The following is an 18,734-nucleotide window of genomic DNA, read 5'->3' on the forward strand; positions in this document are numbered from 1 at the left end:
TGATGAACAACAATGTGTACTAACTACATATTATTATTAATAAAGATCTTTATTTGAGGCAATGAATAAAAAATTATTTCCCCTGGCACTTGGCGGCCTGGGTATCGGAACAACAGAATTTGTGATCATGGGGCTGCTGCCGGATGTGGCGCAGTCGCTGGGTGTGAACATCCCGGTGGCCGGGTACCTCATTTCCGCCTATGCGCTGGGTGTGGTGATAGGTGCGCCCTTGCTGGTAGCCCTGTCTGCCAAATACCCACCTAAGCGGATCCTGATTGGACTGATGGCCCTGTTTACCATGTTTAACGGACTGTCGGCCTTAATGCCCGGCTTTTACAGCCTGTTCTTTGCCCGGTTCTTTTCCGGCTTACCCCATGGTGCGTTCTTCGGAGTGGGGGCTATTGTAGCTTCGCGACTGGCCCAGGAGGGCAAACAGGCGCGCGCCATTGCCATGATGTTTACCGGTTTGACGGTGGCCAACCTGGCCATGGTGCCCCTGGTTACGTTTATCGGGCACCAGTTTAACTGGCGACTGGCCTTTGGAATGGTATCCGTTATCGGTGCGCTCACCATCTTATTCCTGCACCTGTGGTTACCAGCCATGCCCAGCATGAAAACGACCGGCCTTCGGGAGGAGCTGCAATTCTTCAAAACCAAAAAATCCTGGCTCATCATTGCCATTACCGGTATCGGTTTTGGCGGATTATTTGCCTGGTTCAGTTACATAGCCCCGCTCATGACCCATGTATCCGGCTTTAGCGAAAGCTCTATTTCTTATATCATGGTGCTGGCCGGCGGCGGCATGGTAGTGGGCAACCTGGTAGGCGGTTATATGGCCGACCAGATGAAACCCATTAAGGCGGCAGCGATTCTCTTTTCGTTGATGGTAGCCGCGCTCATCGCCGTATTCTTTTTCTCCGGTAACCAGCCCGTATCCCTGGCGCTCACCTTCATCTGTGGTGCACTTTCTATGGCCGTGGGTACGCCGGTAAATGTGCTCATGCTGCGTTCGGCCAAAAAATCAGAAATGATGGCTGCTGCTATTATGCAGGCGGCTTTTAACGTGGCCAATTCATTGGGCGCTTACTTTGGCGGTATCCCGTTAAAGCATGGATTCGGATACCAGTATCCCTCGCTGGTGGGTGCGGTAATGGCCTTTGCCGGTCTGGGGCTTTGTGTACTGTTTATACGGCGTTACCAGCAGGAGCGGACCGTTAACAAAGTACCCGCAGTGGCTGCTACCACCCGGATCATTGCTCCAGAAAACCGCGAAGCGACCTGCCCATAATTTCGTTCCAGCCCTGTTCATAGTTTTCTTTTGCAAAGGCGGCACCACCATCTGCCAGTTGCTCAATGCCCGAATGGGTGAGCAATACACGGGTCTGGTCCCCTTCCGGAAACAGCTCCCAGGTAAGTAAGGAAATGCCCTTGCTTTGCTCCGGGTGCGTCCAGGTATGCTGAAACTTTTGCAGGGGAACGATCTCCGTAATAGTGCAGCGGTGCAGGAATTCCTTTTTCTCGCTTTCATAAAACTCAAAGCTGCTGCCCACCTCGTGCCGGAAATCGGGGATGTTGAAATACCAGCTTTTCATCTGGTCCTTATCCGTAAGCGCCAGCCAAACTTTTTCCACCGGCGCATTATAGGTTTCTTCATGTGTTACGGTTTGCGGTTCCATTTTTTTTTATAAAGTTAGCACGAATCCGGTAAATACCCGAGCAGGCGGGTGGCATGCATTTTTGGGCGTGTCCCCGGCCTTCCCCTGAACCAGAACCACGCACGGCCGGGGCCGGGCTGTGCGCTCATACTCCGCCACAGATCCATCGCACAGGGCTTCAGCGGGGTATCCGCTGCCATCCCTCACGCGGACTTCCCGTTCCTTAACCCGGTTTGCGGTAGGGAGCGGAAACTATATGTCGTGTTGAGCTGACAAGGCAGCTTCTATAATCAGGCAGTTATAATCAGATGATTTGATTACGGAAAAATGAAAAGTGATTTTATACTTCATTATTAATTTTTTACAAATCCGGATCTTTCTCCATTTATTTGCACCAAATATTTTCTATGAAATGGTACCTGACCGTCTGTTGTGTATTCTGTTTTTGTGGCTATGCAGCTGCTCAAACAAAGCATCCGGAAAAGGAAGTGCTCCTGGTGGGCGTCTTTCATTTTAATAACCCCGGAGCCGACTTAACCAAAACAGAAACGTTTAATGTAATGAGCAGGGAGTCGCAACAGCAGCTGGAGGTAATGGCGGCGCAGGTAAAGAAGTACCATCCTGATAAGATATTCGTAGAGTGGGATTATAACGATCAACCGGCCCTGGACTCCCTCTATGATCTCTACCGGAAGGACCAGTATTTTTCATACGTACAGAACAAGTATCCTAAAAGTACCTTTTACACGCAAAATGAAATATTTCAGCTGGCATTCAGGGCGGGGAAGAAAGCGGGACTTCAGAAAATACATGCCATAGATGTGCAAATGGACTGGCCTTACGACAGTCTGCAGTTGGCCATGCAAAAGGCGGGGCAAACAGCCCTCCAACAGGAAATCGAAAGCAAAATAGCAGCCTTCAGCAAACACGCCAATACATTAATAAAAAAAATGTCGCTTACCCAGCTTTTGCTGGAGGAAAATAAAAAAGCAACCCGTGATATGAATCTGGGCCTTTACATCACCCTGCTGAATAAAGGTGGTGCGCTCACCGATTTTATGGGAGCCGAAGTGGTAAATGCCTGGTACCGGCGCAACTTATATATGTACTCGTTGGTGCAAAAGCTGACAACGGAGCAGGATAAACGTATAATGATCATTGTAGGAGGTGGCCATGCTGCTTTATTTAAGCATTTTATTGATATGGACGAAAATTATAAAGTAGTGGAGCTGGCTGAGGTGCTAAAAAAATAACTCAATACCAGCTTGAGGCGGTTCTTTACCCCAGTAGGTGTAAAGCACGTTTTATATGATCGTCTGTTGTTAACCGGATTTTTGATGATGAAAGAGGCATAAAGAATCGTCTTCTGGCTACTCAGAAAAATCTGAACATTGGAATCATGATATAAAATGAAGATACTCTGGTTGCATCATTGATAAAGTAATTCCGTGGAGATCGCTCCGCGATGGTCGAGGTGACGATGATCATTGTTCTTCAAGTGCTGCCAATCAATCTACAACAACGCCCGCAGATCCTCCTTGGTATTGGCTTCAGATGCCGGCTTGTCCTCCCGCCAGCGCAGGATGCGGGGAAAACGCAGGGCTACACCGGATTTATGCCGCTTGCTTTCCTGGATGCCTTCAAAAGCGATTTCAAAAACCAGCTCCGGCTGCACACTTCTTACAGGACCAAACTTTTCAATAGTATGGGTTTTTACCCAGCGGTCGAGCCGCAGAATCTCCTTATCCGTAAGACCCGAATAGGCCTTTGTAAACGGCACCAGCTGATCACCATCCCAAACGGCAAAGGTATAATCGGTAAATAAATTGGACCTTCTGCCGGAGCCGCTTTGTGCATAGATGAGCACAGCATCCACGGTCATAGGCGCTGTTTTCCATTTCCACCAGTTGCCCCGGCGCCGGCCGGTTTCATATACACTGCTGATCCGTTTGATCATGATGCCCTCGCAAAAGAAATCTCTTGCCCGTGCACGGAACTGCGCTGCTGCTTCCCAATGATCAAATTCGAGTAAATGGGATAATTGCAATACGGAATTGACTGACGGCAATGCGAGCAGGGAGGTGAGCAGCAGCCTGCGTTCTTCCAGTGTTTTATTGCGGATGTCTTCCCCATTATATTCCAGCAGGTCGTAACAGATCATGATCAGCGGTACTTCGGTAAGGTGTTTTGTCGTCAGTTTTTTGCGACCGATGCGTGTTTGCATCTGCGCAAAGGGAAGCACCTGGCCATCTTTCCAGGGAATGATCTCCCCATCGATGACCGTGCCATTGGGCAGCAGGTCTTTGAGCCGGTCAAATTCCGGGAACTTATCGGTAACCAGTTCTTCGCCCCGGCTCCACACAAATACCTGGTGGTTGCGAACGATGATCTGCCCGCGGATGCCATCATACTTTTTTTCCAGGTACCAGTCGCTGATGGGGCCCAGACTGTCTTCCGGCGCGCCTTCCAGCGGATAGGCCAGGAAAAAGGGATAAGGCAGGTAGGCTTTATTTTCAACAGTGCGTTCCCCAAAAAGCGATTCCAGGGTTTCGGCTGCCGGGTTCCACTTGCCCATCAGCCGGTGGGCTACGGCTTTTTCATCCTGCCCCAGGTATTGCGCCAGCGCCTTAATGACGAGTTGTTTGCTGACGCCCATCCGGAAATTACCGGTAATGAGTTTATTAAAAACAAAATTCTCCTCGCCGCGGTGCTCCATCCAAAAGCGGGTAATGAAGGTTTGTTGTTCTTCGTGATCTAACCCTGCTAATTGTTGCAGCGCCTGTAATAGTTCGGTGAGGGTAAGCACCGGTGCTTCGGTGTTTTCCTGGTCGCCGGCCAGCAGCGCCAGTGTTTCTGCCAGATCGCCCACGATGTAGTAAGACTCTTCGATCAGCCACAGGGGCAGACCGGTGAGCGCGGCGATCCAGGCCCGGAGGTCGGTGGTCTTCACCGGCCGCCGCGGACGGTTGCCCATCAGCAGGGTAATGGCCCATAGCCGGTCCTGCGGGGTCGCCTGTTGAAAATAACGGACCAGCGCTGCTATCTTGGCATTGGTCTTTGTGGTGGTGTCGATCTCCTGGAATAAGGTTACAAAATCTTTCATTCGGGCGTTTTTTGATCTTCACCGGTAATGGCTTCTTCGTTGTTTTCAAAATGGGTGGTAAGCTCCACGGCATTCAGGCCATATTGTTCGCGCAGCCAACGGCTGTATACCGACTGATAGCCATGGGTTACATAAATGTTTTGTGCTCCCGTGGCTTTGATAGCGGTATTGAGTTGCTCAAAATCGCAATGATCACTAAGAGCAAAACCTTTATCTACCGATAACCGCCGCCGGGGTCCGCGCAGGGCCATCCAGCCGCTGCAAATGGCTAAACGGCAGGGTTGCAGCCGGCGCAGCCAGGAACTGCCCAGTACGCTTTGCGGCGCTACCACAACGACGTTTTTCAACCGGTCGGCCGGTGTTTCGGGGGGTAACCATTCACCCGGAAATGAAAGACCTGCACGTGCCAGGGCTTCATTCATATTGAATACAGCGCCATGTACCAGGGGTATACCCAGGTCCGGATCCAGGTTAGCCAGCAGGTTTTGCGCCTTACCCAGGGCATAGCCGATGAGGACGCTGCTATACCCTTCTTTAGCATTTTGAGCGCACCAGTGATTGATGTCTTCGTAGATAGAAGCACAGGGCTTAAATTGATAGACCGGCAGTCCGAAGGTGCTTTCCGTTATAAAGCTATGACAGGCTACCGGCTCGTACGGTGTAGATACCCCATCGCTGAGCAGCTTATAATCGCCGGTGATTACCCATACTTCGCCCTTATATTCCAGTCGCACCTGTGCAGAGCCGATGATATGGCCCGCAGGATGAAAGCTGATGGTAGCGCCGTTGATGTGCAGCGGCTCGTTATAATCCAGGGTTTGTATGGAGATGTCTGGCCCCAACCGGTGCCGGAGGATCTCTTTGGTAAGGGTGTGGCAGAGATAGTGGCCCATTTCCGGGCGGGCATGATCGCTGTGCCCATGCGTGATCACCGCGCGGGGCACGGGTTTCCAGGGATCAATATAACAATCCGCAGCAGGGAAATAAATACCTTCTTCTCTGAATTGGAGCATGGGCGCTTTGTATTCAATTTATTCCTGCAAATGACCGGCCAAATAATGCCCGTAAACCGCCGGCGCGAAAAATTACCGTCGCCCCGACCGCAGCGGAGAAGCCCTTACGGGGTTATTCATGAAGAGCGATTTTGAGAATTTGTCTGTTGAGCATGTACCCGTAGGGTTTTCTCGGCTGCGCTCGAAAAGACGATGTTTTTTCTTGTAAAGTTTTCCCGACAGGCTCGAAAAGGCGATGCTTTTTGATGTTAATGCTCAAACCCAGTGATCTTTGCTTCTTCCAGGTCCAGTTGCATTTCCTGGTTGCGGAGCACGGCATCATCAAACTGTTGCTCATGCCGTAGGCGCAGCAGCTCGTGGCGCTGTACCCGGATCAGGTCGCGTGCGATGTCTTTATTTACAGAAGCGGCTTCTGCATGATGCGCTGAAGTGGCAATGCATTGTAATTTGGTCGACAATAATTCAAGATCGGTTTCCAGTTTTATTTTCTGGTGATTCACCAGCGAGTTTTGCGCGATCTGGTTTTGGTAATTACCATTCATGGCGGTAAGGGCCGCATGTTTCAAACTGGCCTGTATCAGGGCTTCCTGTTTTTCCCGCGGCAACACTTCATCCGCTTCTTTAATCTTCAGCCATTTGATCACCAGGGGCAGGAGCAGGCCCTGTCCTACCAGGGTCAGCACAATGATCACAAAGGTTACAAACAGCATGATATCCCGGTGAGGAAAAGCTTCACCCGAAGGCAGCAGCAGCGGAATAGCCAGGGCCGATGCCAGCGATACCACGCCGCGCATGGCGGCAAAGCTCATCAGCAGCGGACCGCGCCAGCCGGGGTTGGGTTCCGTTTCGCGGATCTTTTTTGAAAACCAGCGGGGCGCAAATGCGATGAGGTAACACCAAAAAATACGGGTGGCCACAATGATACCCCCAAGGATCACGGCGTATTTAATGCCATCGGCAATGGAGTAGTTTTTCATGCCCTGCACTACAAGCGGCATTTCCAAACCGATCAGGACAAAAATAAATGCGTTGATCAAAAAGATAAGGGTGCTCCAGACATTCGCGGCCTGTATACGCGTGGTATGACTAAGAAAGCAATGGGAGTGGTAGGACATCACCAACCCACCTGCCACCACGGCCAGCACACCGGAAAAATGGAAACGTTCGGCTACGATATAGATCACATAAGGCACCACAAGGGTAAGCACGGTATCGATATTGGAATTGGACCGGATCCGGTTGAGCAGCCAGGCAAAAAGAAAACCAATGGCCAGACCTACCAGGGTGCCCATCGTGGCCATGATCAGCAGGTCCTTCAGCGCATGATGCCATACAAACTGCCCGGTCATTACCGCAGCCAGGGCAAACTTAAATACGATCAAACTGGAAGCATCATTTACCAGGCTTTCGCCTTCCAGGATGGTGATATCGCGTTTGGGGATCTTCATATGTTTTAACACCGAAGTAGCGGCAACGGCATCGGGTGGAGAGTTGATGCCGCCCAGCAGGAAGCCAAGTGCCAGGGTGATCCCCGGGATCAGGGCAGAAGAGGCCAGTGCCACCACCAGCGCGGTAAGGAACACGAGACCGAAGGCCAATAGGAAGATCGGCCTGCGCCATTTCCAGAAATCCTTCCAGGAAGTGAACCAGGCGGCTTCAAAAAGAATGGGTGGCAGGAAGATGAGGAACACGATATCCGGGTTGATCTGCAACACCGGCATACCGGGGGTCAGACTGATGAGCAGCCCGGCAATGACCAGGAAGATAGGGTAGGCTACCTTTAGCCGCTGGCCGAGTATGACCAGCAGCATTACGCCCAATACCACGCCGATGGTAATGAGCAGGTAATCGTGTATCATCAATTCTTGTTTGATCTCCATTTTTTAGATACTTAGATTTTTAATAACCAGCAACGGCCCGTTTTTGTTCAACACAAATATAGCAAGTACCGCGCAGCGTAAAATGCCCCGGCCTTTTGTCATTAAACTGTCGGGAAGGATCGGTAAAATACAGCGGTCACTTGTCCCGTGGTTACAAATTAATAATACCCCACCATTGCTTTTTCTGTTAGTTTTGCGCATTGCTTATTTTTATCTTCCAAACCCATTCATATATTTTCAGATAATGAAACGCTTTTTACTTGCCATTGGCCTTTTAGCAACCGGATCCGTTGCCCTGGCCCAGGACCTTTCAGCTATTGAACGCAGCCGGGTACGGCTTCCGAATGGATGGTCGCTAACGCCCGTTGGTAAAAGTCTTCCGCTGGGTGATCTTCCGCTGAATATCGCCATAAGCCGCAGTGGGCGTTATGCGGCCGTTACCAATAACGGGCAAAGTACCCAAACCATCCAGCTGCTGGATGCCCGGAACGACAGGGAATTAGACAAAGTGATTATTAAAAGGTCCTGGGGTGGACTGGTATTCAGCGCCGATGATAAATACCTGTATGCCTCCGGTGGCGACGATAACCTCATCCTCCGCTATTCCATTAGCGGAAATAAGCTGACAGCAAGTGATACGATCCGCCTGGGCGCCGCCTGGAACAGCAAAACCGACAAGGGCTCCATTTCGCCCACGGGTATTGCCCTGGATGATGCAAAAGGTGTATTGTACGTAGTTACAAAGCTGGATAACCGGCTTTATGTGGTGGATCTGAAAACAAAAAAGATCCTGCAAAAAGAGAATCTTGGGGCCGATGCGTATACCTGTCTTTTATCTCCCGACAGGTCCAGTCTTTACATAAGCCTTTGGGGAGGTGATCAAGTAGCCATCTATGATACAAAAACCAACCAGTTCAAAGAGCCGATTGCCGTGGGCGATAATCCAAATGATGGCTGCCTGTCGAAGAACGGGCGCTACCTGTATGTAGCCAATGCCAATGACAATACGGTTTCTGTCATAGACCTGAAAAAAAAGGAGGTCATCGAAACATTGAATACGGCCGTATATCCCACAAAACTGAGTGGCACCACCAGTAATTCAGTTGCGTTGAGCAAGGATGACAAGACCTTATATATCGCCAATGCAGACAATAACTGTATTGCTGTATTTAATGTAAGCGACCCCGGTCATAGCAATTCGCTTGGGTTTATTCCCACCGGATGGTATCCCAGTTCTGTACGACTGGTGAATAACAAACTGTATGTGGCCAATGCCAAAGGATACGCCTCGCTGCCCAACCCCCGCGGCCCCAACCCGGTAAACAAAAAAGAAGCGGTTATTTTGCATGGAGGAGATACTGCAAGTCCCAAAACCGTACAATATATCGGAGGAGGTCTGCTGATGGGTGCCCTGAGTATTATTCCCGTTCCCGGCGAAAAGGAATTGTCTGTTTATTCACAAGCTGTTTATCACAATACGCCACACCACAATCAACGGGAACTGGATGCGGAGGGCGAAGCCGGGAACCCTATTCCAAAAAAGGTTGGTGATCCTTCTCCCATCAGGTATGTTTTTTATATTATTAAAGAAAACCGCACATATGACCAGGTATTGGGCGACCTTCCCGGTGGAAATGGCGATACCAGTCTTGTTTTATTCGGACGGCGTATAACACCCAACCAGCATGCGCTTGCGGAACAATTTGTACTGCTGGATAATTTTTATGTAGATGGAGAGGTTAGCGCTGACGGGCATAACTGGAGCATGGGTGCTTATGCGACGGATTATATGGAAAAGAACTGGCCCACCAGTTATGGCAAAAGAGGAAGGGGGGCTGTGGCAAATACCCGTTTTAACAAGGTTTATATCTGGGATCAGGCAGCCCGGCATAACGTTAGCTACCGTACTTATGGGGAGTTTGTATCCGGAGCCAATGCACCCAATATTCCTGTTTTGAAGGATCATATTTCCACCAGTTTTTCTCCGAAAGCTTTTGAGGTGAGGGATACTACGCGCGTTCGCGCCTGGGCCCGGGAGTTTGACTCGTTACTGCAACACCAGGCTTTACCTCGCTTATCCACCATCCGGTTACCGAATGATCATACACAGGGAACAGCTCCGGGCAAGGCCACACCCTTTGCGAATGTGGCGGACAATGACCTGGCAGTTGGCATGCTGGTAGAACATCTTAGTAAAAGCCCGGTATGGGAACAAAGCGTGGTGTTTATTTTAGAAGATGATGCTCAAAATGGTCCGGATCATGTGGACGCGCACCGTTCTCCCGCTTATATAGCCGGGGGGTATGTAAAAAGAAATTTTGTAGATCATACCATGTACTCTACTTCCTCCATGTTACGTACGATGGAACTGATACTTGGGCTGCCGCCCATGACGCAGTATGATGCAGCCGCTGCTCCCATGTGGCGCTGCTTCAATAACACGCCAGACAATGCCGGGTTTACCACCCTTCCTGCACAAGTGGATCTGAATGATATCAACCCGGAAAAAAGCAAGCTGGCCGCCCTCTCCAAAGGATTGGATTTTTCCGATATCGACCGGGTACCGGATGCCATTATGAACGAAATGGTATGGAAAGCCGTTAAAGGGGAACATGCAAAGCCACCCACTCCGGTGCGGGCTGCGTTCCTGAAAACCATTAAAAAGGCAGATGAGGATGATGACGATTAGGGACTTTGTAATGAGGTTGTATCAAAAGTCTCACTGGGGCAGGCCTCCCAGCCTGTGTCACTTCGTCACTCCGATAGCTGCCATAGGGGTCACGCCAATGTTGCTAACAGGAACGTTGCCCGCCCGGACGAACCGTTTGGACGGGCAACGCTGATACCCTTAACAAACAGGGATCTGTTATAGCTTACTGGGGAGTTTTATGAAAGCTGATCATCCAGTTGATTGAAAACCGGTCGGTACACATGCCAAAATAATCGCCCCAGAAAGTGTCAGCCATCGGCATGGTTGGCTTGCCACCTGCTGAAAGTGCGGAGAATATCCGGTCTGCTTCCTGCTCGGAATCAGGGTTCAACGAAATGGTGATATTGTTGCCTACCGTATGATCCGATGCCCATTCGCCACCGGTGTCGCTGCCCATTAAAGCCGTATAGCCAATGGGCAGGGAGATGTGCATGATCTTATTGCCGTCTGCTTCAGGCATGGTATAGCCTTCCTGCGGGGGCATGTCTTTAAAACGGCCAACGAAGCCGAATTCACCACCAAAGATGGATTTATAGAAGTTAAATGCTTCTTCGCAGTTGCCGTTGAACGTAATGTAAGGATTGATATGTGCCATAATGTTTTATTTTTTTGGTTTAAAAATGTATGACTGTAAAAGGTGCTGAACGCATTCCTGTTTATTGTTCCGCCAGTTTTTTCAGCTGCTGCAATCCGGTTGTAAAATCGGGGTCCATCATTTTTTCCATGTTCATAAACAGTTTCATGATCCGGAACGGATAAGGCATTTCGCTGTTAAAACCCCAGGTGGCCTTAGTGCCGGCACCGGCAGCCTTCAGCTTTACAAAGGCCTGGGCCTCGCTTTCGTAAGGGGTATAAAATTTAAGATCGGTTTCGATCAGCGATGGCGCGCTTACAGATTTGATGGTCTGACAGCCTTTGCCTACATCTTTTTTTTCACTTTCCCAGCAAAACCGGGCGCCCGGCGTACCATCGGTGCCTTCGCTTGTTTTTTTCATATTGGGGTCTTTGTTTACCCAGGGGCTCCAGGTGTTGATTGCTGCAAGACTGTTTACGTGGGTCCACACCTTATCAATGGGCGCATTGATGGTTACCGATTTTTCAAATTTGATTTTGCCGTCTACAAAGGCGGCTACCAGCAAAACCAGTAAAACGAGGGCCACGATTGCCAGCAGGATCTTTTTAAGAATACGCATGTTTTGATTTTTTATCGTTAGAAAAATGAACTGTTCTAAAGTGTCAAAGCCGCAGCATACATACCGCCTCCATGATATACGGAGGGCCGGGTTCCCAACAAGTGAAAATTTATAAAACCGCACCAGGTGGCCAGTTGTTTAGCCTTTGACAAAGGTACAGGAAAAGGCACCCACCGGTTTGCGGCAGGGGTATCATACTCCACCAGCACCAGGCCACCCCCCGGCTCCAGGTATTGCCGGAGCCTTGTAATTAACGCTCCGGGATCTTTTATATAATGCAGTGAATTAGCCATCAGGATGCCTGAAAGCGGCGGTACGGGCAATGGGACTGTTTCAAAGTCGAGTTGCATAAAACGGATGCCCGGCTCATGTAAGGTTTGCCTGTTTTTATCAAACGCGTATACCGTACTTTCCGGTGGAAGCAGGCTGTACAAGGCATGGGTAAATGTACCGGTACCACAACCAAGGTCGGCCCAGCTGCGCGGCTTGCCTAAAGATAGCGGTAAATCTTTGATCAGCTCCCTTGCTTCCCCGATATCCATCTGTGTTAATGTTTGCTTTTTTCGACCTGTTGATGAAAGGGCAGATACAGGGGCAGGGCTGCAGACCCATACCAACCATAGATCTCTGCCTTGAGCAGCCCCGATTTTACAGCCGGATCGGTTGCCAGCAAGGCTTCCGTTGCTTCTTTTGTTTTAGTGGTAAAGACGTACAACCCCCGGTATTGCTGCGGGTTTTTAGCAAACGGACCGGCAATGATCAATTGCTTTGCAGCCACCAGTTTGCCAATATTTTCCATGTGACCCTTAAAAAGGGCTGCCACCTTTTCTTTGTCGGTGATCGTGCTGTCGCCTGTTTTTAGGATAACAAACTGGTACATCCGCATCCCATACTCGTCGGCACCCAGACTATCTGCCAGGGATTTGTTATACGTATTACCGGGAGATTCCGTTTGGGCGCTGCCCGCCATGGGTATCAGCATCAGCACAAGAAATAGTCGCAGCATTGCAGGAGGTTTAATGCGAATGGTTCGCTGCTACTAAATTACACTTATTTCCGCGCTTTTTTGCAGGTACTCCGGATGCAATAAAAAATATATAGAGCGCTGCTTTTACCGGACTATACCCCAAACTGTCTTAAATGATGATCCAGGTGTTTGGAGAACAGGGTATTCCATTCTGTTTGGGTAAGCGGTCCAAAGGAATGGGATTCTTTGCCGTCGAAATGGGCACCACCCAGTTCCCGGGTCTGACGGATATAGCCAATTAGCCGTTCTTTTTCCTTTTCAAAGTCCCGGGCGCTGGTGATCAGGAAATGCGGTGCTGTTTTTATATTGCGTTTGTAGGGCGTATCGCCTACAACGGTTTTTTTAATAAAGGTTTTCATGATCCATTTGAGAAAGCCTTTGGGTTTGGGGTGTTTGTTGGTGTAAACCGTTTCATACATCACACAAAGATGCGCCAGCATCTGGCCTGCATTCATTTTGCCCCAAAGTGGCTTGCTTTCGGGCGTAAGTTGTTCAATACGGTTGATCATGGTTTGGGCCCCTTCAGGGGAAAAGATATCGGTCATAAGCGAAATAATTTAGGGTGTAAAAATAGCTATTCTTTGGATAGGGGTAAGGATGGCCACAAAGGCCCTAAAACACAAAGAATCACAAAGAGCTAAGTGATCCGTTCTTGGTGATTCTTCGTGTCTTTCTGTCTTCGTGGCAATATTCGGAAATCATTCCTCATCTTCTTCAATCGCTTCCAGATCTGTATACAGCTGGTTGTCCTTCACAAAATTGCACCAGTGGCAATCTTCTTTCCCGCAGCCCTTATAAAACTCATGGTTCTGAATATGCTGCCAGGTCTCCCGCACCTGCCGGCGCACAATTTCCAGGTGCTCCGGAAGGATCACTACTTTTTGTTTGACGAAATTTTTCTTCTCATCCGGCTCAATAAAATCAAACTCGGTACTGGCTACCGTCCAGTTTTTTGCTTCGTAATGATCCACCAATAATTTATAAAAGACCGCCTGACGCCAGTAGTCGCCTCCGTTGGGATCTTTTTCAGAAGGCGGCAGCAGTTTGGGTTTGGCGTATTTAACGTTCCCTGTTTTGTAATCTACTACGTTTACATCCTTGCCATTAAATTCCAGCTTGTCCAGTTTTCCTTTTAAAGGCACACCATCCACCACTACGTTCTTAATGTTTAACTCTACTACCACCACCTTATTCCAGGCATCGATATAGTTATTGTAGTATTCCGGTAAAATAATGCCGCCTTGCTCCATGCGCCGTTTGAAAGACTCGCGGGTAAAGTGCTGCCGGTGCCGCTGCATATACCATTTAAAATCTTCGTAAAGCGATTGTACCGGGGGAAAGGCATTGGCCGCATGTTCCCGCATCTTCCGGAAGAAGCGTTCCAGCGCAAAGTGGATCGCACTTCCGAACTCGGTATTCTCATTCTTGCCCGAGGGAATGCGGATCAGGTTCTGGTAATAGAACCGCAGCGGACAGTTGAGGTAGTTGTTGAGCGCGGTTACGTTCATCACAAATTTATCCACCAGCGGCGTAATGAAATCGTCCTCCCGTTGCTCGATGGTAGGTGCCTGCGCCGTGAACTGCAAGAGTCGGAAGCGGGTCATCTCCTCTTCAGGAATGGAGCGGAATCGTGTTTGAAGATCATGCTGCTCCTGTATTTCAGCAATAAACATGGAAGGCTCCAGTTCCTTACCGGCATTGTTGCGTTTCGACCAGGAAATATGCAGGTGCTGTTCGGCCCTTGTAAGCGCTACATAAAATACACGCCGTAATTCTTCGGTGGCGTCTCCCTCCGGTTGCGAACTGAAAATGGTATCCGGCAGTTTAAAGATCGTTGGAAAACTTTTCTTCTTTTCCCAATAAGAAGCATTGGTACCCGCCAGGAACACCTGCTCAAATTCCAGTCCCTTGCTACCATGTGCGGTTAACAGGTTTACGCCCTTGTCGTTACCAATGGTGCGCGTCATGGAAAGCGGCACGCCTTCTTTCTCCATCAGGTCAATGATGCTAATGAGTTCGTCCAGGCTAAAGGCCGGGTTGCGGCTGTTTTCCTCTTTTACAAAATCGAAAAAGGCCGACAGGAACTGCATCAGTTCTATCTTTTCTGTATGCTGCATTATATAAGCCAGTACGCCGGCATTGCGGATCACACTTTCTACCAGCTGTTGCAGGGTAAGATTGGATACATCGCCGATCAATTGCTCATACGTATTGCTGAACTGTTTTAATTGTGGGTGGATGCCGGTATCAAAGAGATCTTTTGGCGGACGGTTGGCTTTTTCGGAAAGCAGCTGACGCAGGGATGTGGCTTCTCCTTTAAACTGCCGGTTGTTTACTTCTACATTGAGCTTTGCAATTTCTATAGGTGGGATCTTATAAAAATCGTAATGCAATAATTCAAACAACAGTTCATCACCGCCATAGGGGATATCGTGCTCGGCATTCAGGTAACGAAGAATCGTGATCGTTTTTTTGATGAACGGATCTTGTAACAGGTTGATAGGGCGTTTGCTGAACACCGGTACCTGCATCAGCCGGAAGTAGTTGGAAAGCTCTTCGCCATATTTATTTTCTTTATAGATCACGGCAATACGGCCTGGCGCCATACCATTCCGGATCAGTTGCTCCACTTCCATACAAATACCGGCCATCTCTTCTTTTTCGCTATTGTATTCGGTAAGCACGGGTGGGGTGGTCAGGTGATTGATGGTGCTGTTGGCCGCTGCCAGTTCCTTGCTGAGGCCGGGCAACTGGTTTACCAGGCGTTCATTATTTTTGGTGATCACCGATTTGGAAACATCCAGTATGGGTTGAATACTCCGGTAATTGTTGGTAAGTACAATCGTTTTCAATGCCTCCTGGTATTGCTGGGCAAAGTCGAGCATATTTTGCACATTGGCGCCCTGGAATCGGTAAATACTTTGATCATCATCACCTACCACAAATACATTGGGCTGCTCCCAGTAGCTGATCAGCAGTTGTACGATCCGGTTTTGGGTACCGCTGGTATCCTGGAACTCATCCACCAATATGTATTGAAAGCGCTCCTGGTAGTTCCGCAGCAGCGATTCATTTTCTTCAAAAGCGCGGATCACCCAATTGATCATATCGTCAAAGTCATAGCGGCGTTTTTCATTCAGCAATTGCTGAAAGGCATCGAAGGCATTCACCGCAGCACGCACTTTTTCTATTTTTTCCGTGGCCTCCGCAATTTTATCGGTACGCAAGTCACCCTTCTTAAAATCCCGGGTGGCCCGCTTGGTGATATACTCATCCCTGCTGGGAAGATCCTGGATATAGGCATCAATTTTTTCATTGATAAAGGCGGCCGTCCAGCCCTCGCGCTTCATGGCAGAGAACAATTGCTGCAGGTGGGGTGCATCAAAATACACATCGCCCCGGTAACGCTTTAGCGGATGGCCTTTGGGAAAGGCATCAATCAGCTTTTTAAAGTATTCGATGCGTTCCAGCTCAGAGATAGGGTCCAGCGAATTTTTTTCAAAAAGCGAAAGGTTGTCCTGGATCACATCATTGCAAAAAGCGTGAAAGGTGTAAATGTTTACTTTATAGGCATCGGCGCCAATGAACTGTTGCAGGCGCTTGCGCATGGCCACCACACCCGCATCGGTATAAGTAAGACAAAGAATGTTTTCCGGCAGGGCATCCGCATCCAGCAGGATCTTTCCGATACGGGCTGCCAGGATCTGCGTTTTACCAGTTCCCGGACCGGCAATCACCATCACCGGACCTTCCAGCGTGTCTACGGCGATGCGCTGCTGGTCATTAAGCTGCTGATATACTTCCTTAAATTTTTCTTCCAGTTTCTGTTTGGGAAATGCCATCTGTGTTTTATTTATTGTCCGCAACCGCTGTTTTCCGGTTGCCGGGGCTTCTTGCTACGTTTAAAAATACAAGGTAGGAAAAAATCAACGCTTTGGAGTGGGGATTCCCGCATTCTCGGTTCTTATTTTTAATTTTATCGCTTCAAAGCAGATCAATGACGGATGAATATTTTATGCAGCAGGCGCTGAAAGAGGCACAGCGCGCATTTGAAGAAGATGAAATTCCCATCGGGGCCGTGGTGGTGCAGGATAACCGCATCATTGCCCGGGGATATAATATGACGGAAAAATTAAACGACCCTACCGCACATGCGGAAATGATCGCATTAACCTCCGCATTCAGTTTTTTGAATGCCAAGTATTTGCCGGATGCCACTTTGTATGTCACAGTAGAGCCCTGCGTAATGTGTGCCGGCGCTCTTTACTGGAGCAAGATCCGCCGGGTGGTATGGGGGGCATCGGATATCAAGAACGGCTTTAGCCGCGTAAAGCCGGTCACCTCGCCGTTTCATCCCAAAACGGAGATTGTTACCGGTTTGCTGGAGGAAGAATGTGCCGCTTTGATGAAGGCTTTTTTTAAGGCAAAACGGTAGGGGCTGTTTATTGGCCCGCCTGTGGTGCAGGTGGCAGCGGTCTTGCGTCGCACACTTCAGCACTTCAATATAGGGCAGCTGTTTTTTTCGGGGAACTTGGGCTACTGGGTGGACATGGAGTAATCCTCCAGAGTATGGTTGCTTACCCTGGTCTACCAGGGCAACACGTAATTATTTCACTTTCTCAAAATAGCCGTAATACCCATGTCCTCCAAGTCCCACCAGTCTCCTGAATGATAAAGTTATCAGCCTTGTGGTAGCGGGCTCTGCTACTGTTTATCCCACCAAACCCTTCCCGTAAGATCATCTTTGCCGTTCAGGCCCGGTTGGGCGGCTACTGCTGCCTTGTAATTGGCTGTATTGATGTTGGGCTCCTTGAGGGGATAACCCTGTCTTCTGGGAATGGGAATATTGTTGTTGTTGGGGGCAGGTGCTAATACGGGGTAGCCGGTCCTTCTCCACTCTGCCCAGGCCTCGTAGCCGTTTAAGTACAGGTGTACCCATTTCTGATACCCGATCTGCTTTAAAGCATCCACGCTGCTGTATTTTATGGAAGGCTGATTCATAAACGTGCTCAGGCCGGTGATATCATTATTATTCCATTGTCTTATGGAATACTCGATGGCCTGCTTGTAATTGTTTTCTGCTTCAGCATCTCCTCCCGGTATCCAGCCGGTTTTAGCAGCTTCGGCAATAGCAAACAGCACTTCCGGGTAAGTAACAAGATAGGAAGGAGCATCCTGTTTGCGCAGCTTTGCGCCGAGGAAGGAAACATTGGCCGCCTGGATATTGCCTGCCGCATTAGCTTCCAGCCCGTAGGGCATGCCTATATAGTCGCCCTTGCTTGCTGTTGGGTCTGCAAAGGTTGGTAAGCGCGGATCTCCAACCGGCTTCATATAATTAACCAGCGGCTCGCTGATACAGTACCATTTTCTGTTCTGTACTTCAAAAACATAGTACCAGTAGTTTTCATTTGCTGATTCCGGCAGGTGCCGGTACACTGCACTTTGACTATTGTCTGTAAAAACGCCAGCGCTTAATGCATCTGCAAATTCTGCCCTGCCTCTTACCGGATCAATCTTTGACAACCGCAGTGCCATCAGGAGGCGTATAGAATTAGCAAACCTGCGCCAGTTATCCATTGTTCCATCATAAAGAATATCTCCTGTTACTCCTTTTCCATTATCTATCTGCGCGGCAGCAGCCTTAAGCTCTTTAAAAAGGTTGTCGTAAATATCTTTTTGACTATCGTATTTATACGTGAATTTTTCCTGGCCTTTTAAGGCTTCCGAATACGGAATATCTCCCCAGCGGTCGGTAGCATACCAGAAGTAATAGGCTTTAAGAATTCTTGCCACGGCATATTGGTTTGCTTTGGATCCGTTCTCGTCGTTGAGTATGGTGCTGTTAAGAATGGCTTCAAGGTTGATCAACGGCCCGGAGTAGATCCAGTAAAAATCAAAATTAGTGGTGGTGTACCGAGAATTGTCTGTATAAATCTTATCCGATAGCTGCTGGGCATAGAGTATGGGATAGGGTGTTTCTAATGTATACTGCAATTGCATAATGGCATACGTGAGCAATTGTGGATTAGATGCTTTTGTAGGCTTATTGGGACTGATGTTAAAGTCCTCGCTAAACTTGGTGCAACCCGCAAAAAAAAGGTTGATTACGGATACAAGGAGGATATATCGAATGCGTTTTTTCATCTTGCAGTT

At 49.0% G+C, this 18,734-nt stretch carries 15 protein-coding genes; 4 read left to right on the forward strand and 11 right to left on the reverse strand.

The features are described from left to right. Positions 1 to 61 precede the first annotated feature (61 nt). Complete coding sequence (locus Q1V85_RS21500) at positions 62 to 1,288, forward strand: MFS transporter (protein ID WP_300603073.1); 1,227 nt, start codon at positions 62 to 64, stop codon at positions 1,286 to 1,288. Here Q1V85_RS21500 and Q1V85_RS21505 read toward each other — a convergent pair. Beyond that, positions 1,251 to 1,676: an SRPBCC domain-containing protein gene (locus tag Q1V85_RS21505; RefSeq protein ID WP_300603076.1), complete on the reverse strand. Its 426-nt coding sequence runs from the start codon at positions 1,674 to 1,676 to the stop codon at positions 1,251 to 1,253. The genes Q1V85_RS21500 and Q1V85_RS21505 overlap by 38 nt on opposite strands. Positions 1,677 to 2,062: 386 nt before the next feature. Here Q1V85_RS21505 and Q1V85_RS21510 point away from each other — a divergent pair, with 386 nt between their 5' ends. Continuing rightward, positions 2,063 to 2,908: a DUF5694 domain-containing protein gene (locus tag Q1V85_RS21510; RefSeq protein WP_300603079.1), complete on the forward strand. Its 846-nt coding sequence runs from the start codon at positions 2,063 to 2,065 to the stop codon at positions 2,906 to 2,908. 260 nt (positions 2,909 to 3,168) lie between these two features. Here the strand turns inward: Q1V85_RS21510 and Q1V85_RS21515 are convergent, their stop codons facing one another. The 3 genes from Q1V85_RS21515 to Q1V85_RS21525 all read right to left on the reverse strand — a co-directional run bounded on the left by Q1V85_RS21515 (position 3,169) and on the right by Q1V85_RS21525 (position 7,651). Next, positions 3,169 to 4,758, reverse strand: a complete 1,590-nt coding sequence (locus tag Q1V85_RS21515) for an ATP-dependent DNA ligase (protein WP_300603081.1) — start codon at positions 4,756 to 4,758, stop codon at positions 3,169 to 3,171. Beyond that, positions 4,755 to 5,771, reverse strand: a complete 1,017-nt coding sequence (locus Q1V85_RS21520) for a ligase-associated DNA damage response exonuclease (protein WP_300603083.1) — start codon at positions 5,769 to 5,771, stop codon at positions 4,755 to 4,757. The genes Q1V85_RS21515 and Q1V85_RS21520 overlap by 4 nt, the downstream gene beginning before the upstream one ends. 248 nt (positions 5,772 to 6,019) lie before the next feature. Further along, positions 6,020 to 7,651, reverse strand: coding sequence for a Na+/H+ antiporter (locus Q1V85_RS21525; protein WP_300603086.1), 1,632 nt, complete (start codon positions 7,649 to 7,651; stop codon positions 6,020 to 6,022). Between the two features lie 244 nt (positions 7,652 to 7,895). Here Q1V85_RS21525 and Q1V85_RS21530 point away from each other — a divergent pair, with 244 nt between their 5' ends. Continuing rightward, complete coding sequence (locus Q1V85_RS21530; protein WP_300603088.1) at positions 7,896 to 10,340, forward strand: bifunctional YncE family protein/alkaline phosphatase family protein; 2,445 nt, start codon at positions 7,896 to 7,898, stop codon at positions 10,338 to 10,340. 184 nt (positions 10,341 to 10,524) lie between these two features. Here Q1V85_RS21530 and Q1V85_RS21535 read toward each other — a convergent pair whose 3' ends face one another. The 6 genes from Q1V85_RS21535 to Q1V85_RS21560 all read right to left on the reverse strand — a co-directional run bounded on the left by Q1V85_RS21535 (position 10,525) and on the right by Q1V85_RS21560 (position 16,423). After that, positions 10,525 to 10,956: a VOC family protein gene (locus Q1V85_RS21535; protein ID WP_300603090.1), complete on the reverse strand. Its 432-nt coding sequence runs from the start codon at positions 10,954 to 10,956 to the stop codon at positions 10,525 to 10,527. Between the two features lie 61 nt (positions 10,957 to 11,017). Further along, on the reverse strand, positions 11,018 to 11,554 hold the full coding sequence (locus Q1V85_RS21540; RefSeq protein ID WP_300603092.1) for an SRPBCC family protein: 537 nt from the start codon (positions 11,552 to 11,554) through the stop codon (positions 11,018 to 11,020). 35 nt (positions 11,555 to 11,589) lie between these two features. After that, complete coding sequence (locus Q1V85_RS21545; protein WP_300603094.1) at positions 11,590 to 12,096, reverse strand: class I SAM-dependent methyltransferase; 507 nt, start codon at positions 12,094 to 12,096, stop codon at positions 11,590 to 11,592. A 5-nt stretch (positions 12,097 to 12,101) separates the two neighbouring features. After that, positions 12,102 to 12,560 (reverse strand): YciI family protein, encoded by a 459-nt coding sequence (locus Q1V85_RS21550; protein WP_300603096.1) that lies wholly within the window; start codon positions 12,558 to 12,560, stop codon positions 12,102 to 12,104. Positions 12,561 to 12,673: 113 nt separating this feature from the next. Beyond that, positions 12,674 to 13,126: a DUF1569 domain-containing protein gene (locus tag Q1V85_RS21555; protein ID WP_300603098.1), complete on the reverse strand. Its 453-nt coding sequence runs from the start codon at positions 13,124 to 13,126 to the stop codon at positions 12,674 to 12,676. Between the two features lie 153 nt (positions 13,127 to 13,279). After that, entirely contained in the window at positions 13,280 to 16,423 is a 3,144-nt protein-coding gene (locus Q1V85_RS21560) for an ATP-dependent DNA helicase (protein ID WP_300603100.1), read from the reverse strand. Positions 16,424 to 16,578: 155 nt separating this feature from the next. Between Q1V85_RS21560 and tadA the strand changes: the two genes are divergently transcribed. Beyond that, positions 16,579 to 17,016, forward strand: a complete 438-nt coding sequence (tadA, locus tag Q1V85_RS21565) for a tRNA adenosine(34) deaminase TadA (protein WP_300603102.1) — start codon at positions 16,579 to 16,581, stop codon at positions 17,014 to 17,016. A 269-nt stretch (positions 17,017 to 17,285) separates the two neighbouring features. Here the strand turns inward: tadA and Q1V85_RS21570 are convergent, their stop codons facing one another. Then, positions 17,286 to 18,725 (reverse strand): SusD/RagB family nutrient-binding outer membrane lipoprotein, encoded by a 1,440-nt coding sequence (locus Q1V85_RS21570; RefSeq protein WP_300603104.1) that lies wholly within the window; start codon positions 18,723 to 18,725, stop codon positions 17,286 to 17,288. Between the last annotated feature and the right edge of the window lie 9 nt (positions 18,726 to 18,734).

The sequence above is a fragment of the Niabella sp. genome, from assembly GCF_030150205.1.
Taxonomy (GTDB): domain Bacteria; phylum Bacteroidota; class Bacteroidia; order Chitinophagales; family Chitinophagaceae; genus Niabella.

Coding starts and splice junctions, on each gene's coding strand:
- Q1V85_RS21505 (WP_300603076.1), bottom strand. CDS start 1,676: ATGGAACCGCAAACCGTAACACATGAAGAAACCTATAATGCGCCGGTG.
- Q1V85_RS21535 (WP_300603090.1), bottom strand. CDS start 10,956: ATGGCACATATCAATCCTTACATTACGTTCAACGGCAACTGCGAAGAA.
- Q1V85_RS21500 (WP_300603073.1), top strand. CDS start 62: ATGAATAAAAAATTATTTCCCCTGGCACTTGGCGGCCTGGGTATCGGA.
- tadA (WP_300603102.1), top strand. CDS start 16,579: ATGACGGATGAATATTTTATGCAGCAGGCGCTGAAAGAGGCACAGCGC.
- Q1V85_RS21515 (WP_300603081.1), bottom strand. CDS start 4,758: ATGAAAGATTTTGTAACCTTATTCCAGGAGATCGACACCACCACAAAG.
- Q1V85_RS21530 (WP_300603088.1), top strand. CDS start 7,896: ATGAAACGCTTTTTACTTGCCATTGGCCTTTTAGCAACCGGATCCGTT.
- Q1V85_RS21560 (WP_300603100.1), bottom strand. CDS start 16,423: ATGGCATTTCCCAAACAGAAACTGGAAGAAAAATTTAAGGAAGTATAT.
- Q1V85_RS21550 (WP_300603096.1), bottom strand. CDS start 12,560: ATGCTGCGACTATTTCTTGTGCTGATGCTGATACCCATGGCGGGCAGC.
- Q1V85_RS21520 (WP_300603083.1), bottom strand. CDS start 5,771: ATGCTCCAATTCAGAGAAGAAGGTATTTATTTCCCTGCTGCGGATTGT.
- Q1V85_RS21540 (WP_300603092.1), bottom strand. CDS start 11,554: ATGCGTATTCTTAAAAAGATCCTGCTGGCAATCGTGGCCCTCGTTTTA.
- Q1V85_RS21570 (WP_300603104.1), bottom strand. CDS start 18,725: ATGAAAAAACGCATTCGATATATCCTCCTTGTATCCGTAATCAACCTT.
- Q1V85_RS21555 (WP_300603098.1), bottom strand. CDS start 13,126: ATGACCGATATCTTTTCCCCTGAAGGGGCCCAAACCATGATCAACCGT.
- Q1V85_RS21525 (WP_300603086.1), bottom strand. CDS start 7,651: ATGGAGATCAAACAAGAATTGATGATACACGATTACCTGCTCATTACC.
- Q1V85_RS21545 (WP_300603094.1), bottom strand. CDS start 12,096: ATGGATATCGGGGAAGCAAGGGAGCTGATCAAAGATTTACCGCTATCT.
- Q1V85_RS21510 (WP_300603079.1), top strand. CDS start 2,063: ATGAAATGGTACCTGACCGTCTGTTGTGTATTCTGTTTTTGTGGCTAT.